The organism is Clostridia bacterium (genome assembly GCA_012840125.1).
In the GTDB taxonomy this organism is placed as follows: Bacteria; Bacillota; DULZ01; order DULZ01; family DULZ01; genus DULZ01.
The window spans coordinates 17097-42331 of the sequence record DULZ01000101.1 but is presented as its reverse complement, the minus strand read 5'-3'; the positions used below and the strand labels follow the sequence as shown (position 1 = coordinate 42331).

24 protein-coding genes and 1 tRNA gene are annotated in these 25235 nt (G+C 53.7%); 7 read left to right on the top strand and 18 right to left on the bottom strand.

Translation table 11 applies throughout. The features are described from left to right. Nucleotides 1-75 precede the first annotated feature (75 nt). The 6 genes from GXX34_11990 to thpR form a co-directional block, all read right to left on the bottom strand. Nucleotides 76-288 (bottom strand): hypothetical protein, encoded by a 213-nt coding sequence (locus GXX34_11990; protein ID HHW08227.1) that lies wholly within the window; start codon nucleotides 286-288, stop codon nucleotides 76-78. A gap of 3 nt (nucleotides 289-291) precedes the next feature. Beyond that, nucleotides 292-366, bottom strand: a tRNA-Gly gene (locus GXX34_11985). A gap of 76 nt (nucleotides 367-442) precedes the next feature. Further along, nucleotides 443-1102 (bottom strand): flavin reductase, encoded by a 660-nt coding sequence (locus GXX34_11980; protein HHW08226.1) that lies wholly within the window; start codon nucleotides 1100-1102, stop codon nucleotides 443-445. Nucleotides 1103-1133: 31 nt separating this feature from the next. Continuing rightward, nucleotides 1134-1469 (bottom strand): rubredoxin, encoded by a 336-nt coding sequence (locus tag GXX34_11975; protein HHW08225.1) that lies wholly within the window; start codon nucleotides 1467-1469, stop codon nucleotides 1134-1136. 91 nt (nucleotides 1470-1560) lie between these two features. Beyond that, nucleotides 1561-2103: a biotin transporter BioY gene (locus tag GXX34_11970; GenBank protein HHW08224.1), complete on the bottom strand. Its 543-nt coding sequence runs from the start codon at nucleotides 2101-2103 to the stop codon at nucleotides 1561-1563. A 141-nt stretch (nucleotides 2104-2244) separates the two neighbouring features. Then, a complete protein-coding gene (thpR, locus tag GXX34_11965) occupies nucleotides 2245-2787 on the bottom strand; it encodes an RNA 2',3'-cyclic phosphodiesterase (protein ID HHW08223.1) in 543 nt (180 codons plus the stop codon). Nucleotides 2788-2915: 128 nt separating this feature from the next. Between thpR and GXX34_11960 the strand changes: the two genes are divergently transcribed. The 3 genes from GXX34_11960 to GXX34_11950 all read left to right on the top strand — a co-directional run bounded on the left by GXX34_11960 (nucleotide 2916) and on the right by GXX34_11950 (nucleotide 5623). Beyond that, nucleotides 2916-3935 (top strand): ABC transporter substrate-binding protein, encoded by a 1020-nt coding sequence (locus tag GXX34_11960; protein ID HHW08222.1) that lies wholly within the window; start codon nucleotides 2916-2918, stop codon nucleotides 3933-3935. A gap of 97 nt (nucleotides 3936-4032) precedes the next feature. After that, a complete protein-coding gene (locus GXX34_11955) occupies nucleotides 4033-4809 on the top strand; it encodes an ABC transporter ATP-binding protein (protein HHW08221.1) in 777 nt (258 codons plus the stop codon). Then, on the top strand, nucleotides 4799-5623 hold the full coding sequence (locus GXX34_11950) for an ABC transporter permease (GenBank protein HHW08220.1): 825 nt from the start codon (nucleotides 4799-4801) through the stop codon (nucleotides 5621-5623). The genes GXX34_11955 and GXX34_11950 overlap by 11 nt, the downstream gene beginning before the upstream one ends. Nucleotides 5624-5743: 120 nt before the next feature. Here GXX34_11950 and GXX34_11945 read toward each other — a convergent pair whose 3' ends face one another. The 3 genes from GXX34_11945 to larA form a co-directional block, all read right to left on the bottom strand. Continuing rightward, complete coding sequence (locus GXX34_11945) at nucleotides 5744-7171, bottom strand: amidase (protein HHW08219.1); 1428 nt, start codon at nucleotides 7169-7171, stop codon at nucleotides 5744-5746. A 216-nt stretch (nucleotides 7172-7387) separates the two neighbouring features. Next, complete coding sequence (locus GXX34_11940; GenBank protein ID HHW08218.1) at nucleotides 7388-7906, bottom strand: tryptophan transporter; 519 nt, start codon at nucleotides 7904-7906, stop codon at nucleotides 7388-7390. A 138-nt stretch (nucleotides 7907-8044) separates the two neighbouring features. Further along, on the bottom strand, nucleotides 8045-9310 hold the full coding sequence (gene larA, locus GXX34_11935) for a nickel-dependent lactate racemase (GenBank protein HHW08217.1): 1266 nt from the start codon (nucleotides 9308-9310) through the stop codon (nucleotides 8045-8047). 284 nt (nucleotides 9311-9594) lie between these two features. Between larA and GXX34_11930 the strand changes: the two genes are divergently transcribed. After that, complete coding sequence (locus tag GXX34_11930; protein HHW08216.1) at nucleotides 9595-10317, top strand: NAD-dependent deacylase; 723 nt, start codon at nucleotides 9595-9597, stop codon at nucleotides 10315-10317. On the opposite strand, the gene GXX34_11925 is transcribed toward GXX34_11930, so the two are convergent. The 5 genes from GXX34_11925 to GXX34_11905 form a co-directional block, all read right to left on the bottom strand. Then, on the bottom strand, nucleotides 10306-10527 hold the full coding sequence (locus tag GXX34_11925) for a hypothetical protein (GenBank protein ID HHW08215.1): 222 nt from the start codon (nucleotides 10525-10527) through the stop codon (nucleotides 10306-10308). The two genes, GXX34_11930 and GXX34_11925, sit on opposite strands and share 12 nt — an antisense overlap. A 332-nt stretch (nucleotides 10528-10859) precedes the next feature. Next, the gene (locus tag GXX34_11920) at nucleotides 10860-15287 is read right to left on the bottom strand and encodes a hypothetical protein (protein ID HHW08214.1); all 4428 of its coding nucleotides are present in this window, start codon (nucleotides 15285-15287) and stop codon (nucleotides 10860-10862) included. After that, nucleotides 15256-15981 (bottom strand): hypothetical protein, encoded by a 726-nt coding sequence (locus GXX34_11915; protein HHW08213.1) that lies wholly within the window; start codon nucleotides 15979-15981, stop codon nucleotides 15256-15258. The genes GXX34_11920 and GXX34_11915 overlap by 32 nt, the downstream gene beginning before the upstream one ends. Beyond that, complete coding sequence (locus tag GXX34_11910) at nucleotides 15978-17585, bottom strand: hypothetical protein (protein HHW08212.1); 1608 nt, start codon at nucleotides 17583-17585, stop codon at nucleotides 15978-15980. Before GXX34_11910 ends, GXX34_11915 begins: the two co-directional genes overlap by 4 nt. Nucleotides 17586-17607: 22 nt before the next feature. Further along, complete coding sequence (locus GXX34_11905) at nucleotides 17608-18645, bottom strand: hypothetical protein (GenBank protein HHW08211.1); 1038 nt, start codon at nucleotides 18643-18645, stop codon at nucleotides 17608-17610. Between the two features lie 273 nt (nucleotides 18646-18918). Between GXX34_11905 and GXX34_11900 the strand changes: the two genes are divergently transcribed. Together GXX34_11900 and GXX34_11895 are read left to right on the top strand one after the other, a co-directional pair. Then, entirely contained in the window at nucleotides 18919-19365 is a 447-nt protein-coding gene (locus tag GXX34_11900) for a MarR family transcriptional regulator (GenBank protein HHW08210.1), read from the top strand. A gap of 14 nt (nucleotides 19366-19379) precedes the next feature. Next, nucleotides 19380-20798 carry an MATE family efflux transporter gene (locus tag GXX34_11895; protein HHW08209.1) on the top strand — a complete coding sequence of 473 codons (1419 nt, stop codon included), beginning with the start codon at nucleotides 19380-19382 and terminating at the stop codon, nucleotides 20796-20798. A 29-nt stretch (nucleotides 20799-20827) separates the two neighbouring features. Here GXX34_11895 and GXX34_11890 read toward each other — a convergent pair whose 3' ends face one another. The 4 genes from GXX34_11890 to GXX34_11875 are packed head-to-tail and all read right to left on the bottom strand — an operon-like array spanning nucleotide 20828 to nucleotide 23784. Continuing rightward, nucleotides 20828-21805, bottom strand: a complete 978-nt coding sequence (locus tag GXX34_11890; protein ID HHW08208.1) for a P1 family peptidase — start codon at nucleotides 21803-21805, stop codon at nucleotides 20828-20830. 17 nt (nucleotides 21806-21822) lie between these two features. Continuing rightward, on the bottom strand, nucleotides 21823-22533 hold the full coding sequence (locus GXX34_11885) for a hypothetical protein (GenBank protein ID HHW08207.1): 711 nt from the start codon (nucleotides 22531-22533) through the stop codon (nucleotides 21823-21825). Beyond that, a complete protein-coding gene (locus GXX34_11880; GenBank protein ID HHW08206.1) occupies nucleotides 22526-23410 on the bottom strand; it encodes an ABC transporter ATP-binding protein in 885 nt (294 codons plus the stop codon). Before GXX34_11880 ends, GXX34_11885 begins: the two co-directional genes overlap by 8 nt. Continuing rightward, nucleotides 23410-23784: a GntR family transcriptional regulator gene (locus GXX34_11875; GenBank protein HHW08205.1), complete on the bottom strand. Its 375-nt coding sequence runs from the start codon at nucleotides 23782-23784 to the stop codon at nucleotides 23410-23412. Before GXX34_11875 ends, GXX34_11880 begins: the two co-directional genes overlap by 1 nt. A gap of 219 nt (nucleotides 23785-24003) precedes the next feature. Between GXX34_11875 and GXX34_11870 the strand changes: the two genes are divergently transcribed. Then, nucleotides 24004-25134 (top strand): radical SAM protein, encoded by a 1131-nt coding sequence (locus GXX34_11870; GenBank protein HHW08204.1) that lies wholly within the window; start codon nucleotides 24004-24006, stop codon nucleotides 25132-25134. The last annotated feature ends 101 nt before the right edge of the window (nucleotides 25135-25235 follow it).

The window sequence follows — 25235 nt, the reverse complement described above, 5'->3', positions numbered from 1 at the left end:
TTAAGAATGGGGTAGAATGAAATCTATTATTTGGCAACATATTGCAGAGGTACCAGGTATATTCTATCAATCCTCTCATTTTCCTGCACCGCTGTTGCCCAGAGCGCGCTTCACCATTAAGACAATCAAAGCACCAACAGAAATCAATAGTCCCCGATCCTTGGTATGGATCACCGAAAGAGCTTTCCACCAGTCGTACCTTGCCCTCACCTGATGCCGGAAGCCTGTCAAACTCACCGCAACTAACAAAAAGAAAAAGCCTTGGGTATCAAGGCTCTTTGAAATCATCCATGGAGCGGCTGACGGGACTCGAACCCGCAGCTTTCAGCTTGGGAAGCTGACACTCTACCATTGAGTTACAGCCGCATTTTGTTTTCGTAATTGTAATTATACAATTTCCCGGCCCTCCTGTCAAGGGCCGGGAAAAACCCCTTGCCGCCCGCTAGCGCCGGTTGGCGCGATAATAACTATAAGTTATGGGATCGCCGCCTTTAATGAGGCCGCCGTCCACCACATCCCCGATGAACAGGGTGTGGGTGCCGACATCCATCACCAGGGCGGGATCAATCTTCAAATCCAAGTAGGCCACGGCATTCAACAGCACCGGCAACCCATTGGTGGCACTAACGCCGTAGGTAAACCCTTCAAACTTGTCCACCTTATGGCCGGTCTGGTAACCGAAGCGCTTAATATCAGGGAAATTATCCTTCCCTAACACGCTGATGGTAACAAGACCGCTGGCTTTCACAAACTCATTGGTCAGGTTGTTTTTGTTCAATGCCACCGCCACCCGCTGGGGTTCGCTGGTGATTTGAAAAACCGTATTGCAAACCTGCCCGTTAAAGCGGCCGTCTTTCCGGGAAGTCGCCACAAACAGCCCGTATTCGATTTTAAAGATGGCGTCCCTCTGATTGCCCCCGGGCACAGGACCGACATTTCCTGTTGCTCCCGCGGGAGCGGACGGTACGGCAGTCTGGGCTGCTTTGGGCTCCTCCACCACTTCTTCAAAATCCTCAGGCCCTACCCCGCAAATGGGGCAGGTATCCGGTGGTGTCGGGCCTTCATGGATGTAACCACAAACGGTGCAACGCCATTTCTTCATATTTTTCTGCTTCCCCCTCCGGGCTGGTCTATTATCCCCACTTACCCTTGGAAATGTGGGTTTGGATTTCCGCTTTCGCCATTTGCCGCAGCTCTACGGCCGCTTTCTTGGCATACTTGTACAGGGCTAAACAGCCCGGATCCAGGTTGTCCTCAATTCCTTCGTCCGCCAACGCTTCCAGTTCATCACCAATGCCCATAAGAGCAGCCAGCAATTGGTTGCTGAAGCGGGACCGTTCTACCAGGTTAGCAGCTTCTTCGGATAAGGCTTCAAACTTCTCCTGCGGGGCACCGCACTTAGGACACTTTTCCGGAGCACTCTCCCCGTCGTGAATATACCCGCAAACGCCGCATTTCCACATAATCATACCTCCTCCATCTCCCGCGAGGGGAAATTATAACCAATTATTGATTTCGCCTTATTATTATAATACCCTGCCGGGGCCAAAACTTTTTATCCTAAGGCAATAAACCTGCCTGCGCCAGGGCTCTTCGCACCGGGCGGATAATAAGAGCCGCCGCGAATACCTTCAAAAGATCCGGCAGCACAAAAGGTGCCACCCCCATGGCAAGGGCCTGGGGCCATTGCAGCCCCAGCAACCATTTGAGCTGGCACACCCCCGCCAGGTAGATGACCGCCAACCCGGCAGTAAAGGTTAACGCCAGCTTGAGGAAGTTTTCCGCCAGATCCGGCCGGCGGGAAAAAGCGAGACCGATGAGATAAGTGGCAATCACATAACCCCACAAAAACCCGCCGGTGGGCCCGGCCAGCACGGGCAAGCCTCCCCGGCCGCCGGAAAAGACAGGTGCCCCAAAGGCGCCCAGAAACAGGTAAGCCAGCATGGCGATGACGCCTAACCGGTGACCCAGCAGCCCGCCGGTGAAATAAACGCCGAGGATGGAGAGGGTAAAAGGCACAGGCCCCAGGGGCAGGGCCAGTTGGGCCAGCACTCCCAGCACCGCCACCATCAAAGCACAGAAGAGCACGTCTTTAATGCGCAAGCTTCTTCCTCCTTATCAAAGTTATCCTTGCTGTACAGGATAACGGATATCCCCGGTACTGTCAACCTAATTTTTGTATTAGGTTAACAGTCCCCATGGTTTCACCGGCCCTGGTCGCCGGTTTTACCGGTAATGACTATTTCAGAACTTCTTTTCATAAAGGGGTATATAGGTCAGGACCCCGCTAACGCGGGTGCTTTCCATCAAAGTAATGCTCGTCACCGGGATCACTTTGGGCTCCACCGCCAAAACCGGGGCCACCTTTTCCCAGTCCTCTTTCAACACCGCTTCCCTGGCCATGGTGATGTGGGCGGTGAGCTTCCGGTTTTCCCGGGGAAAGCCCAGGGGCGCCAACTGCTCTTCCACCCGGTGAAAGAGCCCGGTAAAAGCGGGGACGTTCCCCTTCACCCCAATCCAAAGGAGTTTGCGGCTGCCGCGGTGGAAACAGCCCCAATGGCTGAGGACCAGCTCAAAAGGTTTCATGCCCATCACGGCCCGGTCCATGGCATTAGTCACGGCGGGCAGACTGTCTACCCCCACCTCTCCCAGGAACTTCACGGTCAAGTGAAAATTGTCCCGCCGGGTGAAATTGTACCGGTGGCAAAACTTCCTCAAGACCGCTTCTTGCCGGGCCAGGTAATCTTTTACCCCTGCCGGGAAGTCTACGGCAATAAACAAGCGCATGGTATTTCTCCCTTTCTCAGTTAATGTTGTTCTTATTATACCATGGCAGCTATTACCATACCCCGGGGCACACCATCAATTCCGGCGGCGCATAGGATGGTAAAAAATCCACAGGAGGGAAAGTATTGATGCGCTGGTGGAAAATACTGCTGGTAAGTATACTCGTCGTTGCCGTCCTAGGGCTGGCAGCCTGCTCTCCCAAAACCGCTCCGGAAACTGAGACCGTACCCATTATCCGGCTCTCCGAAGTAACCCGCTCCATTTTCTATGCTCCCTTATATGTGGCCCTGGCCAACGGCTATTTTGCCGAGGAAGGAATTAACATAGAATTATCCACCGCCTTCGGCGGTGACAAGGTGATGACCTATCTTCTCACCGATGAGGCCGACGTGGGCTTTGTGGGGGCGGAGACTTCCATCTACGTATACCAGCAAGGCAGCAGCGACGTCATCCTGAACTTCTTCCAGCTGACCCAAAGAGACGGCCAGTTTCTGGTAGCCCGGGAACCCATCGAAAACTTCTCCTGGGAAATGATCCGGGGCAAAACCATGCTGGGCCAGCGGAAAGGTGGCATGCCGGAAATGGTGGCCGAATACGTGGAGGCCAAGAACGGGATTATCCCCCATGTGGATGTGGAGATCATCCAAAACGTGGATTTTGCTAACTTAGGCAGCGCCTTTGCATCCGGCGTCGGTGATTTTGCCCACCTGTTTGAACCGGTGGCGGCCCTTTTAGAAAGGGAAGGAAAAGCATACGTGGTGGCTTCCCTGGGAGTGGAAAGCGGTATCTTGCCTTACACCTGCTTCATGGCGAAGACCAGCTATTTAGAAAAGAACGGAGAAGCCATCCAGAAATTTGCCAACGCCCTGCAAAGGGGATTGAACTACGTCCACCGTCATACTCCGGAGGAGATCGCCCACGTCATCGCCCCGTACTTTGAAGATACGGATATGGACATCCTCATCACGGTGGTCAGGCGCTACAAAGATCAGGATACCTGGCCGGCCAGCGGCGTGATCATCCCGGAAGGCCTGGAGAACCTGCAAAACATCATGGCCAACGCCGGTGAGCTGAAAGAAAGAGTCCCCTATGACGCCATTGTCACCACCGAGTTCGCGGAAAAGGCATACGAGCTGTACGGCTATTAAACTGTCGTTACACCCGGCTCCGGCCGGGTTTTTAATTTTGTGACGGGTGTCGGCACCTTCCTCCCCGGCATAGAATAGGCAAGAAGGAGGGACCGCTATGACCACTGCTACTGCCATTGAGCTCAAGGACGTGTCCAAGCGATACATCACCAAGACCGGCGTCAACTACGCCGTGGCGGAGGTGAGCCTCACCGTCCTGGCCGGGGAATTTGTCACCCTGGTAGGGCCCAGCGGCTGCGGCAAAACCACTTTGCTTTCTCTCATGGCCGGGCTCTTTCCGCCCTCGGCGGGGGAAATCCGCATTTTCGGGCAAAAAGTAGAAGGACCCACCCCCAAGGTAGGCTACATGCTCCAGCAAGATTACCTCTTCCCCTGGCGGACCATCGAGCAAAACATCCTGCTGGGGCTGGAGATTACGCGCAGGCTTAACAAAGAAACAAAGGAACACGCCCTGCACCTTTTAGAGGAAATGGGACTTATCGACTACCGCCGTCATTACCCCCACCAGCTCTCCGGGGGCATGCGGCAAAGGGTGGCTTTAGTACGAACCCTGGCCCTGGAACCGGAGATCCTGCTTTTGGATGAACCCTTTTCCGCTCTGGATTACCAGACCAAACTCAGGCTGGAGGATCTGGTCCATGATACTTTAAAGAAACACGCCAAAACCGCCGTGCTGGTCACTCATGATCTCTCGGAAGCGGTGGCCATGTCGGACCGGATCTATGTCTTAAGCCGTAATCCGGGCCGCATTCAAGCCGTCATCGAGATCCCGCCGGCCATCAGCGGCAAAACGCCGCTGGCCTGCCGGAACGTGCCGGAATTCCAAACATATTTCCAAAAGCTCTGGGAGGAGATGGATGCCTATGAGGATTAATGACTGGCTGGTGAAAGGAGCACAAAACGAAGAACACGGGCAGTACTTAAAAGCACTGCGGTTAGAGCAGCTGAAGGTGCTGGCGACCCAGATCTCCCTCCTCATCCTGCTGCTGGTTTTTTGGGAAGTAGGCGCCAACCGCGGTATGATCGATACCTTTATTTTCAGCCAGCCCAGCCGCATCTGGGAGCTCATCCTGGAAAAGGCTGCTGACGGTTCTTTATACCGCCATACCTGGGTCACCGTCCTGGAAACGGTGGTAGGCTTTTGCCTCGGCACCCTGCTGGGCACTTTGCTGGCCATCGTCATTTGGGCCTCTCCTTTCCTGGCCCGGGTGCTGGACCCTTACCTGGTGGTCTTAAACAGCATGCCCAAAGTGGCCCTGGGCCCCTTTTTCATCGTCACCCTGGGCACCGGCTTTCTCCCCATCGTGGCCATCGCCGTGGCCATTTCCGGCATCATCACCACCATCGTGGTCTACAGCAGCTTCCAGGAAGTGGATGCCAATTACCTCAAGCTCACCCAAACCCTGGGGGCCACCCGCTGGCAGAGTTTTTACAAAGTAGTCCTGCCCGCTTCCATCCCCAGCATCATTTCCACCCTGAAAGTGAATGTGGGGCTGTCCTGGGTGGGGGTCATCGTGGGAGAATTCCTGGTGGCGAAAGCCGGGCTGGGCTACCTGATCATTTACGGCTTCCAGGTGTTCAACCTGACTCTGGTGATGACCAGCCTCCTCATCATCTCCCTGCTGGCCACCTTCATGTACCAGGCGGTGGCTTTCCTGGAGAAAAAACTGCTGCAGGGCCGGCATTGATAAAACAGGAAACCCACCCGCCGCCCGGCGGTGCTTCCTTAAGGGTAGAAACGGTAAAGGAGCGGATCTCGTTCCTACCCTGAAAGAGCGCTTCTCGCGGCAGCGACGGTGGGTTGTTCCTCAGCTGTCGTACTTGGTGCAGCGCACGTAACCCCGGAATTCCCGTTCCAGCAGTCTCCCAAAATGGAACAGGGCTTTTTCGTTGCCCACGGCGCTGATGAGCTGGACCCCGATGGGCAGTCCCTGCCCGTCGGTTCCTACCGGCACCGTCAACGCCGGCAGCCCCAGCACGTTGGCCAGGGCAATAAAAGGCATATACTTGAGGAAGGTGCGCTTGATGGAAAAGATCTCCCGGAACAGCCCCCCGTGGGGCGGCGCCGTCCGGTGGTACACCGGCAGTACCAGAACCCTTTGGGCAAAGTATTCCCGGGCCGCTTCGTCGGCTTTGGCCAGGTCCAATCTCAGCTTGGCCATCTGCCTGAGCCGCGGCCGGAACAAAGCCGCGCCGATGAGGGCCCAGGTTAGATAGCGGTGATAAGGAGAAGTACCGGTCACCACTTCCCGCAGGTACTCCCACACCGGGTGAAAAGGCCGGTCACCAAAAGAAGCTTTGACAAACTCCCCGTTTTCATCGTAAGACATGATCAGCTGCCACATCAGGCTCACCTGGTGCAGGAAAGGCGGCGGGGTATGGTCCACCGGGTAATCTTGCTTGAAGTAACCGGTGATCTGCTGCAAACATGCCGCCGTTTCTTCTCCCAGGGGAATCCTGGGGTCCCCGGCATAGACGGTGACGGTAAAGCCGTCCAGGTCCAAATCCGGCGGGGGCCGGTCGGCCACGATTTCGTTAATCAGTTCCGCATCGTCCACGGACTTGGCGATAGCCCCCAAACCCAGCATCCGTACCTGTAGGGGCTGTGTAATGGGCGGGAAATGGCCCTCTCCCGGCACCTGCCCGTTACCGGACTTAAAGCCCACGACCCCGTTGCAATGGGACGGGAAGCGAATGGATCCGCCGATATCCCCCCCGAATCCCACCGCCGCCCCTCCCACGGCCATGAGAGCCCCTTCCCCGCCGGAGGAGCCGCCGCAGGTCCGGCTCACGTCCCAGGGATTATTGGTCCGGCCGTAGAGCTTGTTTACCGTCTCCTGGCAGAAGCACAAGGCAGGGGTGTTGGTTTTCCCCAGGATGATGGCCCCTTCCCTCTTGAGCCGCGCCACGGCCACCGCATCCTCCGTGGCCACGAAGTTTTTCCGGTGCGTGAGCCCGCCGGTGGTATGCATGCCGGCCACGTCAAAGCATTCCTTCATGCTGATGGGTACACCGAAGAGCCTTCCCTGAGCCCTGCCTTCCTTCAGCAGGTCATCACATTGTTTCGCCTCCGCCAGGGCCTCGGCAAAACGGTTTTCCACCAGCACATTGAGCCGGGGATTCACGGTCTTGAGCTGCCGGATGTAGGTTTCCGTCGCCTCGGTAACGCTCACTTCCCCGTTCCGGATCTTCTCCGCCAGGGTGGTGGCATCCCAGTCCAAAATGGCTTTGCGCAAAAAACATACCCCCTCGCCGGGTTATATTTAAATGACAATTCTGATAATTCCCCGCCTGTCCTCCTTACCTTACTGTATAGTTAGCCATGGCTAAAAAAAATCCTGCCAAGCAGACCCTCCCGGCCGCCGTCCCTCCGGATCAGCCGAAAACACAAAAGCCATGAAGCCTTCTCCTGTCAGGGGAAGAACTCCATGACTTGCTGTTCCGCTAAATCTTTATGCTCGCTGGGTGCTTTCCACCACGTTCTTGCTGAACTTGATTACCGGGTACAGCACCAGCACGGAGATGGTGTTCATCACCGCCGCCGGCAGCACCACGGTGGTAAAGAGAACATGGAAGGCCGCCGGAAGCCCTACTAACACCAACGCCGTCAGCATGAATACCGTACCGCTGAAAATAGTGGCAATCACGCCCAACAACGTGGCAATCCCCACATCGGGAATGCGGCCCTTGAGTAAAGTCACAATACCAAGGGCAAACATGGCGGTCAAGGGCTTATCAATAATGTTCGGGATCTGGCCCCCCGGGAAACTGGTGGTCAAAGCCGCCAGTAAACCGGCAATGATACCGGCCACCAGCACCGTTCTAAACTGCGGTTTCATGACAATGATGATGAACAACATAGCCAAAGCCACATCGGGCTTCATCCCGGCCCCATAGCCGGGCATAATAATCCGCAATACCGTACCAACCGCCAGCAACAAAGCAATTTGGGTCGTGTCTCTTAAACTCATCTCAGCTCACCTCATCCATAATTTTCTAGCAAGTTTTCATCCCCTCAGCTCATCTCGGCTCCTCGATAGAGACCCCCCTTTACGGCTTATTAATTAATATATTACAATCACCCGTTCCCCTTGTAAAGAGAAAATTTCTTATACCACGGCAATACCCGCCGCCTGGGGCATGAACCAGCAATGCCGGAAGGCAACCGGGTCCATCCCGGTCAGGGCTTCTGCCAAGCTGCGGCAGGGTTCCATACCCATGGCCCGCACCTGATCTGCCGGCAGGGCGGACACCAGCCTAATGGTAGCTTGGCGGGCCCAGCGGCTGTTCAAATAGCCGATATACCGGGCGATACTGAATTCCCGCCGCAGGATCTCCTCTTTCTCTTCCCGGGACCGGTCCATCTTGGCCAGGGCGAAATATTCATCCGAGCCGATGCCCTCCCGGCACTCGGCTACAAAGACCACCGTGCCCCCTTCTTCCACCGCCGCCATGGCGTTCAAAAGTCCTTTAGCCGCCTGGTAAAGGTTGATGTCTTTAGGAAATCCACCGGCTCCGGCAATCACCAGGGGACGCTTTTCGGGCAGGGTCACGCCGAAACAACGGTGAGCAAAGGCACAACCCGCCCGGTGGGCTTGGATCCAGTGGCCGGCAAAAACCCCGGCGGGCTCGCCCCGGTGGTTTAAAACCACATTCAACAGGAAGCTGGGGTTCAGCATCGCCGTCGCTTCTTCCATATCTTCCGCCAGGGGATTACCCTCCACCAGGCCCTGCCCCACCTGCTCCCCCGCGTCTAGGACCAGACTGTGATTGGCCTGGATCGTCTCCTGGGCGGCAATACCCGGCACGATGCTCTTGCGACCGCCGCTGTAACCGGCCAAGAAATGAAAGCTTATGCCGCCGGTCAGAATAACCCGGTCCGCTTCCACCGCCAACCGGTTAATTTTCACCGGCGTACCCCGGGCAGAGGTACCCAGGTACACAAAATCCCCGGGGGCTGCGGCCCGGTTGCTGGTCACGGGAATCCGGCGCGCCAGGTCCGGCCCCAGCAGTCTTAGTATATCTTCCTCGGTAGCTTCCCGGTGGGTGCCGGTAGCCACCAGGATGTGCATGTCCTCATCCCTGATGCCCGCCTCATTCAGGTACTCCACCAGCACCGGCATGAATTCCTCGCTCTTCACCGGTCGAGTGATGTCGCTGGTAATGATCAGGATTTTTTCTCCCGGCTGTACTAAATCTTTTAAGGGCAGGGAACCGATAGGATGGTCCAGGGCCTGCCGCACTTGGGCGGGGAAATCCGCCAGGGACGGTACCGCCTTGGCTTGGATCAACCCGGACAAAACCGCCTCATCCACCGTGACCTGAAAACCATCCTTTTGTTCACCGTAGGCAAAACTAATGCTGCATTGGCTCATCTCATCTCAACTCTCCTTCACAAGCCCCTTGGGCATTTTCTAAACACTTAGCCACCGGGGACCGGATTCCTGCCGCCGCCACAAAAAACCACTCCGGCCTACCGGCCAATCGTTAGGGTACACTGGTATAAAACCCAGAACGGGCTACGGGAGGCCCCGGCCCGGTTCCATTCCCGTAAATAAATGCCGCGCCGCCCGCCGCAAAATGGATTATAATTAAGATAAGACTTTTTGCCATGAAACCGTTCCAAGAACACCCACCGAATCCAAAGGAGTGAACTCCCATGGAGCACTTGGTACGCGAGCTGAGTGAGCTGGTCACCGCTTCCCGGCATACGGTGGTGCTGACCGGTGCCGGCATGGATACGGAGAGCAGCATTCCCGATTTTCGCGGCAAGAACGGCCTGTGGCGCAACCAGGACCCAAGGGTCTTAGCCAGCATTGATACCTTCGACACGAACTATCCCCTCTTCCAGGCATTCTATGCCCACCGGTACAAACTGCTGGAAACATGCCAACCCCACCGGGGCCATTATATCCTGGCGGAAATGGAAGCCAAAGGACTGGTCAAGGCCGTTGCCACCCAAAACGTGTCCAGGCTGCACCTGGTAGCCGGCAGCCAAAGGGTATTTGAATTGCACGGCAACATCCGGACTTTCCGCTGCCATTACTGTAACCGGCCGGCCGGCGCGGAAGATTTCCTGGCCAAAAAGCCCTGCCGCCACTGCGGTAAGCAGGGGCTGCGGCCCAACGTGGTCCTCTTTGGGGAAAGCCTGCCCATGGATGCCTGGGAGCAGGCGGTAGCGGAAATAAGGCAGTCGGACCTGCTGCTGGTTATCGGCACCAGCCTGGCGGTGGCCCCGGTGAACCAGCTGCCCAGGTTGGCCCGGGGCAAAACTGTTTACTTGAACGACGACATAACGGTCCAGGGATACGATTTTGACTTGACGATCGAGGGCAAAGCCGGGGAAGTGCTGGAAACACTGTGGGGCAGTTTACACGGGTAAACCGGTGCCGGCAGTCGTTTTTTCATCAATAACCTTCGCTTCCTTAAGAATGTCATCCTTGTACTTTGAATATTGGAGAGAATTGTAGGTGATGAGGTCTACTTTACGCTTCAGTTTGTGTTCTAACCGGCGTTTAAGTTCTACGAAAACAAGGCCGCTTTCCGGCTGACTAAACTCCAAGAGAAAATCTATATCACTATCGGCCCTCACTTCTCCGCGAGCACAAGAGCCAAAACTGCCACACGAGATAAAGGATACTCAGCAAAAATCGCTGCCGTAACGTCCTTAGTACGGTCTAATGACAAACTCTGTTCTTCCGTCATCAGACCTCCTCCAACTGGCAAAGAAAGTATCAAGCAGCCGGTGTTTTCTGCCTGTTAACTCTTAGTATATCAGCCGCACCATGAGGCTTTAATTGGCTTTCCCAATATTTTCCTGTCATTCCCCACTGGCTGCCATACCGTTAAAGGACTAAACCCCTAATTGTACTCCAGGCACCAAGAAGCCCAAAGAAAATGCCGCCATCTGCCGGCGGCATTTTTTCACTCGTCACCATCAAACATGCTAACCTGCATCACCTCAGAAGCCTTGAACACTGCTTTTTCCAGCTGTTCATCGCCGGAGACCGGGCCCTGATCTCTGGTATAGATTGCTTCTTTCACCAGGTACTCTTTCTCACCCGTGATGCCGGTCCGCACTTTCAGCATGAAAATGAGGTCAAAACAATTCATAATTGAACTTTGTTTCAAGTCGGACAGGCAGATGAGCTGGATGTTGTGTTTTTCCGCAATATCGAACAGGGGACGCAGCAAATGCTCGGACGAAATAGGCCCGAAAGGATTGTCCATTATTAACACCCTGGCTATATGCTCACCATCCAGTCCCATCGCACCCATGGTACTGCTCCGCGTGTACGCCATGAGAGCGGCTAATACAGAGAAGAAAACCACGAACTTCTCCCCGCCGGAATTCTCTTTGATGGCTTCATCCCAGACTTTATGCCGGCTGAGCTGCATATTCAGTTCAATCTTATAGACCAGAACCGGAATCCGGGAGGTGCCTAAGAGCTGGTTGAGCAGTTCCCGGCTGGACATGAGCCGGGCAATGGTTTTCTGGACTTCCTCTTCCCTTTTGCCCTGGCGCAAATCTTCCCTGACAATACGGATGCATTCCTCCACGTACTCTTTGACCCTCTGCCGGGCGTCTTCTTTCGCTCCTTCTTCCAACTGAGTATTGATTCTCAGCATGTCTACCGGCCTGGCGCGACCTTGGAGCCTCACCCGGGAGCACTCGGAGATCTTCTGGAGCTCTTCGTAAATCTGCAGCCCGTGAAAATAGCTTTGCTGCACCATGTCTTGCTTGCTGCGCTCTAAATTGGCCATGCGGTTTTCATAGAACCTGAGCAAGTTGCGGAGCATTTCCAACTGCTGCTGGACTCTCTCATACAGGTAGTAGTAAGTCGCAAATTCCGTGCCTGCTTGCTCCCACAGGGGATCCAACCCGGCGAAAATATCGGTGAAGTATTGCTTCTTATCCATGTACCGGGAACGCAGCTGGAAATATTCATGTTGGCTCCGGTGCAGCTTGGCTCTGTTATCCTGTTCTTTCCGCCGGTAGTTCTCAAACAACCCTGAAAACTGCCGCTCCGGATCATCCTCCAGCGATAGATCCGGGTACGGCTCTACTCCGGTTAAACCGGGTACCACTAAGACCCGGTCTGCCAGTCCGGCGTGTTTCCCGATGAGCTGCATGAGGCGCTGCCTGTCTTGTTCCAGCTGTTCCAGTTCCCGGTTAAGCTGCCGCCTCCGGCTTTGGAAATCCCCTTTGATCTCACTTGGTGCAAGAGGCTCCGGCACATTGAGCTTTCTAACTTCCTCCAAGGCATGTTTTACGGAGCTTTCTTGGGCCGCTGCTCTCGCACGCGCCTTAGACTCTTCTTCTCCCAGGTTCCTTAACAGTTCCTCCAGCCGGGGAATCTCTTTTTCCAGCCAATCCACTCTTTCTTCCCGGTAGGTGACCCCCTCATACTCTTCCCCGGGAAGGCCCAGCCGCTTAAGCTCTTTTTCTTTTTGGGCCAATTCCGCGGCGGCCTTTTTTCTATTGTCTTCCAAAATGCCCAGGGTATCCCGGTGCTGTGCTTTTAAAGCCTCCAGCTTGGCTTCCAGTTCTTTCACCGTGCCCTCTTCCAACGGAGCCTCGGGAGCATTCTGCACCAGGCTATGCTTCCAGGTGTAAGCTTCCTTTTTCTCTTTTTGGGCAGCAATGTTCCATTCCAGCCCTTTCAGTTCGCCCTGAAGCTTAGCCATTTCTTTTTCCAACCCGGCTTTTGCGGCTTCTACCTCCCGTTTTTCGGCCCGGATTTGTTCCAATTGCTGCCGGGCGGTTTCATAGCGTTCATTCTTGGCAAGGAATTCCGTATAGAGAGCCAGGGCCTCTTTAGCCTCTCGCTGCTCTTGTTGATTACCGTTCAGGGTCTGCTCCAATTCCTGCAAAGCGGTCACCAGGTCCTCCCGTTCCAATGCCAGTTCTTGCTCCGCCCCGGTTAGATCGTCTAAATGCTGCCGTAAAGTTTCCAGTTCCTGTTCTAAACGGGAACAATAATCGCCGGAATAGGTGAACCGGGACACAAAAGCTTGATCCTTGCGCAACACGGCCAATGCTTCTTCCAGGTGGTGATAATTGTCTTCATACTGCCTGCGTTCCTGCTCCAATTGGGAGATAAAGCTTTCCAGTTGGGCAGCATCAAAGATACGCCCTTCATACCAGCACATCAAGGTTAACGCATCCGCCGGTTGAGCCCACTTATCCCCACGGGAGAAGGTTGCTCGTAAGTTGTCATAAGTAAGGACCGGAATTGCCTGACGCAGGGTGAAATCCCGGTTGAGAGCCATTAGTTTGTCCAAGTTTTCCCGGGTCATGAGCAGGGCATAAGGCAGCAAGGGGTTTTCCGCCAAAAGCTTACTTCTAATCTCATCGGGTTGGGCCGTTAAATACTCTTCGCCGGTGATAAACTCGATATCCGCCTCTGCCAGGTACGCGAGCAAACTGGCTGGAATATGCAGCCTGCCTTTCCGGAGGGCCTTGATGATTTCCTCCACCCGGTCCCTTTCCCCGGCGGCGCTGTACTTGCGCTTTTCCGCCGCTGCCACCTGCTGCTGCAAAGCCCTTTCCAAAACTCCCCTTTCAAACCGCCGGGCAAAGTCCAGCCCGTGGCGGCGGCAGATTTGGGCCAATTCCGCTTCCAGTTCCAGGTACTCATGGAGCTCCTGCTGTCGTTGTTGCCGTCGATTGGTGGTTTCTGCCTTTGCCACCTGCAAGTCAACCTGCTCCCGGTAGATCTCCTCCATCCGGGTTTTAACCTCTTCCCGGTGCCGCAGGAGTCTTTCTGCCTCCACCACCAGGTCCCGGTGCCGACTTGCCAGTCGTTCTTTGATCTTCAGGGCATCCTGCTCCTGAAAACGGCCGAATAAATCCCTCTTGATACTAAATCCCAGTTTCTCCTCCACTTCTTTTTGATAATCCTCGAAAGCGCGGATCCGCTCTTCCAGCTTTCCTTCCTCGGTGCTTAACTGCACCCGGCGGCGGTCCAAAGATTGTAATCGCTCTGCTATCTCTTGCTGCCTGGCCTTCGCAGTCCTCTCCGCCGCTAAGAGACTGGTCAACTCCTTTTCTATCCCGGCCAAAAGGGCCTCATACCCTAGTTTTAAGGAATACTCCAAGCTTTTGATCCGCCCGTCGGTGTCAAACTCCTGCCTGAGCAGGGATATTCTTTCCTCCAAAGCCGCCAGGACAGCGGACAATTCCCGCTTCTCCTCCGCCAGGCGCGCCGCCTCCAACCGCTTTCTCTCCCTCTTGGCGGCTTCCAGCTCTTGGGCTGTTTCATTTTGCCGCCCGGCCGCAGCCTGCCACTCCTCGTACAGTCTCTCGTACTCCTCCAGGAACTGGTAATAAACGTAGGACTTTTCCTCCACCTGGAGCCGGTGCAAGGCCGTTTTTGCCCCTTCTAAAGCCTCTTCCTTACCGGTTTTCTCCTCCTCCAGCCTTTTGATAGTTTCCAGCACCAGGTGGTAAAAGGCCGCTAATTTACTTTTGCAGGCTTGCTCCTCATCCAGGCCGTTGACCAGGTCCGCCAGGGACGCGCCCCATCTTTCGAAGGCGTTAATAAACTCCACCAGCATCTCTTTTTCTATGATGTACTGCTCATTGTCCACCATCTCTTGGACTAGACGGGCCAGCATTTCTTCCAAGCGGCGTACTTCTTCCCGGTCCCGGTACAAGACTTTCTCCACGGTTTTTATCAACCAGGTATTCAGGAGCTGGTCGGAAGTACGGCACTGCTCAAAAACCTCTTTCAGACCGCTTTCGCTGTCGTTAATCCGGGCGATGATATTGCGCCATTCTTCCTGGGAAATACCGAAAGAGCCCAGGTGGGAGGCATACTGCTGCTGGTCATCTTGGGTGAAGTAAGCAAAATACACCGGGTCTTTTTTGGCTTTATCCGCCAGCATTTGAGCCGCCTCGCGAAAGGGCTTCACCGTCAACAGACCGCCCTGTCTAGTAACCAGCTCAATATGAGCAATGTCAAAAGCATTCGCCTGGACGTACTGGACGGTAAAAGTAAAATACCTCAAGCGGCTCCTGTCATTCTCATCCGCTCCTTTGACTTCCTGGGAAGCCAGGCCAACGCCCGTCAAGAGATATCCCCCGCCGCCGTCGAGCTTCCACTCCACCAGGACATAGGAAGGCTGTTTTCTCCTTTTAAAGAAACTGATCACCGGACGTCCTTGCAGTCTTGCTCCGGGCACCACCGGCTGCAAGAAAAGCTGCACCAATACACTCTTTCCCCCGCCGTTGGCCAGGCTCAAGAGGGCATTTTCCCCGCCGTAAAAATTAAAAGTCTCATCCAGAATATGGCGGCGGTCGTGATTGTAAGCGAAATTAATTATCCGGATGCGGTTGATCTTGGGCACCCGTATCACCTCCCTGAGCAAAGAAGCGGCGGATCTCATCTACCCTGCTCTCCTGCAAATAGTAATGCAGCATTAAATCATCCAGTTTCTTGGTGGTACGAATTTCCTTGTCGTCCACCAGGTAAATCAACTTTTCCCTCTCCAGCAGGCGGCAGGCATTGAGCACGGTGGAGATTTTATGCTTGCGGCTGCCCTCCTCGAAACTCTTCTTACTGTCCCACAGTTCCGCGATCTTGACAAAATTGATACCGTATTGTTCATCCAGTAATTCCGCCTCAGCCCGGTCATGCAACGCTAAACCGAAGCGGTTATCCAGTTCTTCTATCAGGGTAGAGACCCGCAGGAAATCTCGCTGTTTCGGATTGATATTCTTGCCCCCGTAAAAGAGATAGAGCATGAACATGATAATGTAGCAAAGGAGGAAAGCATCGGCCAACCGGGCCCCTTTAGCCACCCATTCCCGCAGATCCTTAGTCACAAAACCCAGCAGGTCGTTGTCAGCGTTCGGCACCAGGTACAGGGTGCCGGGGGTTTCCACAATAGTAAATTCCAGTTCCTCCTCCAAGTCCGCCAGAATCCCCCGCACCTGCGGTTGCCGGAAATCCAAAAACAAATCGCTGTCCGTACTCCGGTCCAGCTGTCCTTGGGCCAGCAAGATCTTAAATATTTTAAAAGCCGTGGCGGTAGCGCTCATCGTCGTTTCACCTCAATTAGCAAATCGGTAAAGGTCACCTGCTGCCGGTACCATTGCTGCTGCCTTTGATAGCGAATTTCCTTGAAGACCGGGCTGTCGCCGGCTTTGGTGAATTTCAATTCTGCCACCCCGTACAGGGATGGTTCTTCGAAAAACAGCCGGTGCAGGCAGTAGTCCACATCCAACTCCCCGGTGGCATTCATGATCGCCTCATCGGGAGCATCCAGCCAAGCCGCTACGTCAATCGCACCTATTTCATAAAGCTTCAGCATATCAGTAAACAATAGGTTTTCCGTCATGAGTTCCCCCAGCAGTTGGGGCCTTGCCTCCAGCTGGTCCACCAGTTCACTTAGATAAAAGGCATCTGTTTCACCGGCGTCAAATTGAAACAAAAGCTTCATCAAAGTCACGTGAGCCTCATTTAACCTTTGGATTCTCTCTAACTCCAGGTCTTCCTCAAGGCTCTCCACCAAAATCCCCTCTGCTTCCTGGTCGACTTCCCGGAGGGGCACCTGTCTCTGGTAAATGGACATCAAACCCAAAATCTTATTGGGGTTAGGCAAAAACAACGGATTCAGCAGCTGCCATAATTGGGGAATAAGGCCCGGGGAACATTCCTCCAAAGGAAGAAGAATCTCTTTCTCCAAATCAAACCGTTTGGTTAATCCCTGGGCGAAAGTGTCCTGAAGGGTTTCTAAGTAAATCTTGGAAAGGCTAAATCTTTCCACCACCATGTCTCTCTGTTCCTTCAGTGCCGTATTAATATTGTGCCGGATGGCCAAGATTTCCCGTTTGGCTTTTTGCATCTCTTCGTCAAGGACCAAGCGGCGCCCTTCTTCTTCCAAGAGGCGCTGTTCCGACAAGGCCACCATTTCTTTAATCTGGGCTAACAAGTTGTACTCTTCTTCTAACAGTTCATAGGTGCTGTTCAACAAGCGTTCCAGGTCAGCTATATCTACGGCATAGATATTTTCCCGCACTTTATACATGAACTGCTCCATTTCTCGCTTTTTCTGGCGGATCATTTGCACCAGGCTGGCGCTTTGCTGCTGGGCTTTCCGGTAGTTTTTCCTCCTGATCAATTCCCGCAGTTTTAGCTCTTCAATGGTAAAGCTGATCTCCTGTTCCACTTCTTTGGTACGGAAAAGAAAATCATATCCTTGATCCGTCAACAGGTATTGCACTTCGTAACCATACTCCGTTTCTTTCAGCCGGTCATCAATGAGTTTGACCCGGAATTCCGTCATGCCTTGGCCGTACTTCATCACAGGAAAGTAGCGGGCCTCCCCTCCATGCTGCAACACGTCTTTCACAATGTAGTCAGCCAGCTGCCGCACTGTTTCATACGGCAGGTCAACACCGTATGCCGGCAGGATGTCCCGCAAAAATCCAATGATACTCTCAATGGTACATGCTTCGTCCTCCGCCAAGGTTTTTTCCATAATGAATACCAGGACGGAGAAAATCAAGTTTTCCATGTGGCCCGGCGCAAACAGGGATTCTAACTCCATATTTTTCCGGCGGCGATGCAGCACTGCATCTACCACGGCCACCAACTGCATCCTTTTTTCAAAGCCTTCAAGAAACTCTTTACCAGCCAACATCCTTCATCCACTCTCTCCTAGGTCAAGACAAGAGGCTTGCCAAAACCGGATAATTAATGACTTCTTGGGGAATGTACCGGCCGCTGTTTATAATTTCCTGCATCCGTTGTTGTTCCGCTAACGGAAAAGAAGGCAGGAATTCCTCCCAGGGCACCGGGATATCCCGCCTGTCATGGGATAAGGGCAATTCCCGATCGGATGCCAGTTTCATCATTAAGGAGTAAAAAGGAACAAACAGGTGTAAATCTATACCGGGATTCGCTTTCCTGGTTCGGGCATAAAGGCGGATTCCCTCCTTGTCCAGGTCGCCGAAATACAGAAATCTTACTGCCGCCTCTTGTTGTCCCAGCATCTCCCGGGCGTATTCCCTTAAAGCATCTGGCTTCGTGATTTTATTTCCTTCCCCATAAATCAGGACATGCACCGGCTCGCCAAAAAAGATATTCTTCCCAGTTTCTCTCATCAGCTTGCGAAAAGTGAACCATGTGTCTTTGTTCTCAATAATACAGACCTTCGTGCTTCCCGCCGCGGCAAAAACATACTCGAAAAAGGGTTCCGGGGTATCGTATGTATGCAAGAACCCGGGGGCCAGCCCGTTAAACTCCAGCACTTCTTTCACCAAGGCCCTGTTTTGTTCCAGGAATTTTTCCTTGCCCCAAATGGAAAAGGATCGTTCCTTGCAGGACATGGGCTTTGCTAACAACTCAGGGTGATGCCACAGGTAGCGGCTTAATCCCAGGATTACCTCCCGGTGTTTGCGGTAAACCTGAGGCCGGGCTAAATATCCTTCAATATTTAAGCCGGGATTTAACAGGCGTATCTCTGCAACAAAAGCAGCCGGATCATTTTGCTCCCTGACAATGCGATACCGGTTATACAAGGGAGGCATCCGACCGTTGAGGCGAGAAGCTTTAATGGGTTCAAGTTTGCCTTCTTCTACCAGGTTGGACACTATGAGATAAAATGCCCCATATTCGGCAACTCCGAAAATCTCTTGCAGTTCATCCGTACTGATCCTCACTTTTTCATAGCGGCTGAGCTTGTCTACGAATGCGTTCATCCTAAACCCTCTTTCCCTTTGCAAGCCAGTGCCTCCCGTCTCCATCGCCGGTTCCTGTCATGGCATGTATTTCCTGTTTTTAGTATACACGGGCAGACAAGCACTTTCAAATAATACAGTAACTTGTTCGCAACAAAGCCCCCTGCTGCCGGTTGTCATACCGTCGGGGGACATTTCCCGGGAAAGATCGGGCCAGGATCTGCTTGCTTTTCACCGGCAGTTGTGCTACAGTGATTATTGTACGAATTCAAACTAATCGTGAGGGGTTTCGCCATGCACCAGGAGCAAGCCAAGGAGTTGCACTTGCTCTTCTTTAGTTTCATGTGGCTTTTTCACCAGAAATTCTGGCGCAAGCTGCGCCAGGATGATGAGTTTACCTGTAAAATAACGAAAAACCAGGCCAAAGTCATTCATACTTTGTATCAATTGGACAGCTTGACTTTTACCGAATTGAGTCGGCTGTTGGATATTGAAAAAGCGGGCCTCACCACCATTATCAGCCAATTGGAAGACCTGGGCCTGGTGGAGCGCTGTGTGGATCCCGAAGACCGGAGAAAGTACCGCCTGTCCCTGAGTAACCAAGCCAAAAAGGACATGGATCAAGTTGTCGCCCGGTCCACGCAAACACTCCTGGAACTGTTCGAAGACGTGGAGGACGCGGAATTGGAGGAATTCCGCCGCCACCTCCGTCAAGTAGTAGAATTCATGAAAAAGCTGTAGAAAAGGTGGTATCCATGGACCGTTCACTGGAATTGAAAGATAAGAACATAGGGAGTCTCTTGCTCAGTTTTTCTATACCGGCCATCGTAGGCATGCTCGTTAACTCCCTGTACAATATTGTAGACCGGATCTTTTTGGGTCAAGGCGTCGGCTCCATTGCCATTGCCGCCACCACGGTGGCTTTTCCCATCATGATCATTTTAATGGCTGTGTCCGTCCTCGTCGGCATCGGCGCCACCGCCTTAATCTCCATCCGTTTGGGCGAGCAACGCATAGAGGAGGCAGAAAAAATCGCAGGTAATGCCGCGGCCATGTTCATCATCCTCCCTGCCACCTGTGCCGTCATCTTCGAATTGTATCCGGAGCCCATTTTAAAGGCTTTCGGCGCCAGCCCCACTGTCCTCCCTTACGCCAAGGAATTCCTGCGGATCATTATGCTGGGTTCCGTGTTTGGGGCCATTAGCATGGGGATGAACAACTTCATCCGGGCGGAAGGTAACCCGAACCGGGCCATGTCCACCCAAATCCTTGGCGCATTCATCAATATCATCTTGAATTATCTCTTCGTCATGCGGCTGGGTTTCGGCATTAAAGGTTCCGCCATGGCCACCGTCATTGCTCAATTCATCTCGGCCATGTGGGTTTTGAGCTATTTCTTTGGCGGCAAGAGCCTGGTGAAAATCCGTTTCAAAAACCTGATACCTGACTTCCGGGTATTGATGAGTATCATGGCCATTGGCTTTGCTCCTTTCGGGATGCAGATCGCCAACAGTATTCAAAACGTCATTTTGAATAAAACCCTGCAGTACTACGGCGGCGATCAAGCCCTGGCCGCTGTGGGTATCGTTATGGCTATCGGTACCATTATGATCATGCCTTTGATCGGCTTAAACCAGGGGGCCCAACCCATTATCGGCTTCAACTACGGGGCCAGGCAGTACGGCCGGGTCAAAGAAACCCTCCGCATTGCCGTTTGGGCCGCTACCGTTTTCTGTATTGCCGGTTTCTTTGCCATCCAGCTGGGGGCCACGGCCATTGTCCGGATGTTCACCGGTGACGATGTGGAGCTAACCGTTTTGGCAGTCCATGCTTTGAAAACCTTTTTCTTAATGCTGCCCATCGTCGGTTTCCAAATAGTCTGCGCCGGCTATTTCCAAGCCGTGGGCAAAGCCTTGCAATCCACCATCCTCAGCTTGTCCAGGCAGGTACTGTTCTTGATTCCCCTGCTGCTTACCTTGCCTAGATTCTGGGGCATTGAGGGCGTATGGCGCACACCCCCCATCGCCGACGTGTTATCGGTCGCCTTGACCGGTACCTTAATCATGCTGGAAATGAAAAAAATGAATAAGCTGCAGGCAGTTATGCCCCAGGGCAAAACCGGACAGGAAGCGGAACAAAACCTGGAATTCTCCACTTCCTGCCCGCGGCCGTAAAAAAATCCCCCTACGCAGGGGGTATTTTGTTACTTCCGGAGATCAGCCGCCGCCGGGTAGCCGTACATGCCGGTGGCCTTGGTCACGCCCCGCAGCACCGACTGTTCCACGGCCTTGGCGGCGAGATGCCCCAGGGCATTTAAGTCCGCTTCCACTTCCCCGGTGCTCATGACGAAAATGGTATCGCCATCCACCAGGGTATGGGAAGGAATAATAGTCCTGGCAAAGCCGTCATGGGCCATGGAGGCAATTTTCTTGGCTTGCGCTTTCGTTAAGAGGGCATTGGTGACCACGATCCCGATGGTGGTATTGCCGCTGAATAGATTTGTTTTACTCGCCTGTTCCGCCGCGGCCAGCATGACCTCCTCCGTGCTCATAATTCCCTTCCGGTCCGGGGTCAAAAGCCCAGCCAGCAATCGGCCCGTGGCCGGATCGCGCACATCGCCCAGGCAGTTCACTGCCGTTACGGCACCCACCACCAGGCCCCCCACTTGATAGGCCGCCGCACCCAAACCGCCCTTCATGGCCCGCTGGGGGCCCAGGTATTTCCCGACGGTGGCTCCGGTGCCGGCCCCGACACAGCCTTCCTCCAGCTCTTCCCCATAGCACCTGGCATTGACACAGGCAGCATAGCCCATCTCCTCCCCGGGACGCACCCTAGGACTGCCGGCCGTCAAGTCAAACAAGACAGCCCCGGTCACAATGGGCACCCTGGCCACCGCCACATCAAACCCTGCACCCTTTTCCTCGAGATACTTCACAATCCCGGCGGCGGCATTCAAGCCGAAGGCGCTGCCCCCGGACAGGAACACCCCGTGCACCCGGTCCACCAGGTTGCAAGGATCCAGCAAATCCGTTTCCCTGGTGCCGGGGGCACCGCCCCGGACGTCCACCCCGGCCACCGCTCCCTCCTCACACAGCACCACCGTAATCCCGGTACCATGCTCCAAGTCCTGGGCGTGACCGCATTTGATGCCTTTGATTGATAATAACGGCACTGCTCGCATGATGACACCCCTTTTCTCTAACTTTTCACCTGGCTGCCCCGGACCAGGGGGTATGCCAGTAAATAACAAATGGCGGTAAGAACACACATCCAACCGATGAAGGGCCAGGGCGTTCCTCTGCCAAAGGTCACCAGGATAGAGTATCCAATCAACTTGCCTAAGGCCTGACCCCAGGCCGGAAACAGCTTGAAGCTGCTGATGATGCCTGCCGCCATAATCAGGAAAGGCTTCCAGCCGAAACGATAGCCAAGCATCACCGCGAGGAATACACCCGCCACGACGGCGGCGATAACGGCAAAGTCCACCATGAGGTGTGTGAAAACCTGCCGGGCACCGGCCTCACCCATCCACTGGTGCTCTAGTCCTAGTGCGGCATAAGCCGCCAATTCCAGGAGCGAAAGTCCCACCAGGATGGCAGCCATGACCAGGGCATACAAGCAGTTAAACACGGCACACCCCAGCCAAAACTCTCGCCGGGTATTCCCCAAGTTGAGGGCGTAGGGCAGCGTTTCCCAGCACTGCATGCCGGTGGCAATACCCATGTAGATGATGACCGCCACGATATGCCCCCCGGCGACGGATTTGACCTCTACATTCCCCATAGGAAAGAAATAAAAGAAGCCCAGGTACTGCACCACCATGATGCCCAGGATGATGCCCCAAAAAACCGTAAAACCCGGTTTGGCATAGAGATACTGTATCTTTACCCCTTGCCACAGTCTAGACATCCCCGTCACCTCTTTCCTCCGTGAGATAAATGAACAGCTTCTGCAGCGGCATGGCATCAACTTCCAAACCGGCGGCCTTTAGATCCTGGATTTCCCCCGGGCTTAACCGGTCATAGATACCTACCACCAGGGTTTTGCCCAGAGTATGGCGATAAATAACCTTTTTGCCCGCCACCCGTCTTTCCACTTCTGGCGCCGGGCCGCTGATGAAAAAAGACTGCTCCTTAATCCGGTCCGTCTCATCCTGTAGTCTTACCGAGCCCCCCGCCAGGATGATAACTTCTTCAAACAGGTTGGCTACCTCGTCAATCAGGTGGGTAGCGAGGATAAAAGTCCGGGGATAAGCCATGTACTCTTCCAACAACAAATCATAAAAGAGCTGCCTACCCGGGGCGTCCAACCCGATATAGGGCTCATCAAAAATGGTCAAGGGCGCCCGGCTGGCCAAACCCACAATTATCCCCAGTTGGGATTTCATACCTAAGGACAGTGACTTGTAGCACTTTCTTAAATCCAGCTTGAAATGCTTCACCATCCGGTCCGCCAGGGATTGATCCCAGTTGGGATAATAAGCCGCGGCAATGCTTAAGGCGTCCTTGGCTTTCATGTCTTTCAGAAAGGTGCCGTTTTCCCTGATCACGCAGATTTGGCTGAGCACCTTGGCATTTTCATAAGGTGCCTCGCCGAATACTTTGATCTCTCCCCCGGTGGGAAACAGCTGGCCGGTGATGAGTTTTATCAAGGTGCTCTTCCCGGCTCCGTTGCGGCCCAGCAAGCCGAAGATTTTATTGCTCTCTAAAGCCATGTTTACATCCTGCAGGGCCCGCGTTCTGCCGAATGTTTTGCTCAGCCCCCGGATCTCCACCGCCTGGGTCATCAATTCCGCCCCCCTTCATAGCCCCTGATGAGCTGCAACAGTTCTTCTTTGGAAATGCCCAGTTTCGCCGCTTCCTGAAATAAGGCGGTGATGGTTTCCCGCACAAATCGCTCCTTACGCTGTGCCAGGATTATTTCCCTGGCCCCCTTTGCTACAAACATGCCGATTCCCCTTTTCTTAAACAGTTTCCCTTCCTCCACCAGCAAGTTGATTCCTTTAGCGGCCGTAGCCGGATTGATCTGGAGCATCCTGGCAAACTCATTGGTGGAATAGACCTGCTCCCCTTCCGCCAAAGTGCCGTTTAAGATCTCATCCTCAATTCTTTCGGCTATCTGCAGGTAAATAGGCTTTGATTCATCCAGCAATGGTTTCACCCGGGCACCTCCTTGGTTCATTACTTGTGTAATTAACTATAATACCAATTATGTTTTTTGTCAATGGGAGTCCCCAAGCAAGGATTTGGAAACCATTTTACTAAGTTGGGCAGGAAAGCCGGCAAGGATTATGAAATTTTTCACGAACCTTGAAGGAAAAAAGAAGGGCCGGGTTGAAATTAACTTTACATTATTACAATACAATGGTAGGTGAACCCGGTGAGTTTTTTGAGCAGGTTATTCCGCAAAAAGAAAGAGCCCGTTCGCTTCCTGCAGGCGATACAAGTGGAAGTCAGTTCCGCTTGTAATGCCGGCTGCACGTTCTGCCCCACCACCCAGCAAAAAGATCCCGAAGCACCGTCATTCATGCCCATGGATCTTTTTCAAAAGCTTGTGCCTTACTTCACTTGGCCCCGGTGGGTTTATCTCCAGGGCTGGGGAGAACCCTTCCTGCACCCCCATCTCTGGCAGATGATAGAGTTGGCCAAACAACAGGGGGCCAGTGTGGGATTGACCACTAACGGCACTCTCCTAAACCCGGAGAATGTCCACGCCCTGTTCCAACACGGGGTGAATCTAGTTTCCATTTCCCTGGCCGGTGCCACCCCGGCTACTCACAACAAAGTCAGAGCGGGCACTGATTTAGAGCAAATCTGGTCCGGTATTGAACAAATAGCCAAAGAAAAGAAAAATCGCAAGAGCAAGGAACCGGCCATCAAAATCTCTTATATGCTGACCAAAGATACGGTCGCCGAACTGCCCCAAGCGGTGCAAAGGGCCCATGCCTTAGGTGTCAACGAATTCTACTGCACCAATCTTGATTATGTATTTGATGAACAGGCGGACCGAAGCAAATTGTTCGTTTACGAGGGAGAACCCGATCCGGCCTACGAAGAATACCTGGGCGCAGCCCGCCGGTGGGCCCACGAAAAAAACTTCATTTTCGACCATTATCCCCTGAAAACCAAGGAGCAGCTGGCCTTTTGCGAACAAAACCCGGTCCAGTACATCTATGTTACCTCCGGTGGCGAAGTCACCTGCTGCCCGTACCTGGCGCGAAAACACAACCCCCGTTACCATAACGGCAGTTTGACGGAAATCCCGCGCAAATCCTTTGGCAATATCCAGCAGCAAACCCTGGAAGAAATCTGGCTCAGTGAAGCCTATAGCAATTTCCGCAGCATTTTTGCCACCCGCACGGCTGCTTACCAGGAGCTGATGGAGGTGTGGGGAGACTCCGAGCCCAGCTTGATCGTGTTCCAAGATGCGGAGGAAAAATACCTATCCACCTTGAAGGCTACGCCGCTGCCGCCGGAGTGCGATACCTGCCACAAAATCTACGGTTTCTAACAAAAAAGGGGACATTCCTCGGGTATCTCCCATCTCCTCTAGAATATAAAACCAAGGAATGTCCCCTTACCTGTTCTCTTGTCACTTGGGAAAACACGCTG

Bases quoted from the DNA above. Each gene is read 5' to 3' on its own strand.
- GXX34_11990 (HHW08227.1), bottom strand. From the start codon at position 288: ATGATTTCAAAGAGCCTTGATACCCAAGGCTTTTTCTTTTTGTTAGTT.
- GXX34_11980 (HHW08226.1), bottom strand. From the start codon at position 1,102: ATGAAGAAATGGCGTTGCACCGTTTGTGGTTACATCCATGAAGGCCCG.
- GXX34_11975 (HHW08225.1), bottom strand. From the start codon at position 1,469: ATGATTATGTGGAAATGCGGCGTTTGCGGGTATATTCACGACGGGGAG.
- thpR (HHW08223.1), bottom strand. From the start codon at position 2,787: ATGCGCTTGTTTATTGCCGTAGACTTCCCGGCAGGGGTAAAAGATTAC.
- GXX34_11960 (HHW08222.1), top strand. From the start codon at position 2,916: ATGCGCTGGTGGAAAATACTGCTGGTAAGTATACTCGTCGTTGCCGTC.
- GXX34_11955 (HHW08221.1), top strand. From the start codon at position 4,033: ATGACCACTGCTACTGCCATTGAGCTCAAGGACGTGTCCAAGCGATAC.
- GXX34_11950 (HHW08220.1), top strand. From the start codon at position 4,799: ATGAGGATTAATGACTGGCTGGTGAAAGGAGCACAAAACGAAGAACAC.
- GXX34_11940 (HHW08218.1), bottom strand. From the start codon at position 7,906: ATGAGTTTAAGAGACACGACCCAAATTGCTTTGTTGCTGGCGGTTGGT.
- larA (HHW08217.1), bottom strand. From the start codon at position 9,310: ATGAGCCAATGCAGCATTAGTTTTGCCTACGGTGAACAAAAGGATGGT.
- GXX34_11930 (HHW08216.1), top strand. From the start codon at position 9,595: ATGGAGCACTTGGTACGCGAGCTGAGTGAGCTGGTCACCGCTTCCCGG.
- GXX34_11915 (HHW08213.1), bottom strand. From the start codon at position 15,981: ATGAGCGCTACCGCCACGGCTTTTAAAATATTTAAGATCTTGCTGGCC.
- GXX34_11910 (HHW08212.1), bottom strand. From the start codon at position 17,585: ATGTTGGCTGGTAAAGAGTTTCTTGAAGGCTTTGAAAAAAGGATGCAG.
- GXX34_11905 (HHW08211.1), bottom strand. From the start codon at position 18,645: ATGAACGCATTCGTAGACAAGCTCAGCCGCTATGAAAAAGTGAGGATC.
- GXX34_11900 (HHW08210.1), top strand. From the start codon at position 18,919: ATGCACCAGGAGCAAGCCAAGGAGTTGCACTTGCTCTTCTTTAGTTTC.
- GXX34_11895 (HHW08209.1), top strand. From the start codon at position 19,380: ATGGACCGTTCACTGGAATTGAAAGATAAGAACATAGGGAGTCTCTTG.
- GXX34_11890 (HHW08208.1), bottom strand. From the start codon at position 21,805: ATGCGAGCAGTGCCGTTATTATCAATCAAAGGCATCAAATGCGGTCAC.
- GXX34_11885 (HHW08207.1), bottom strand. From the start codon at position 22,533: ATGTCTAGACTGTGGCAAGGGGTAAAGATACAGTATCTCTATGCCAAA.
- GXX34_11880 (HHW08206.1), bottom strand. From the start codon at position 23,410: ATGACCCAGGCGGTGGAGATCCGGGGGCTGAGCAAAACATTCGGCAGA.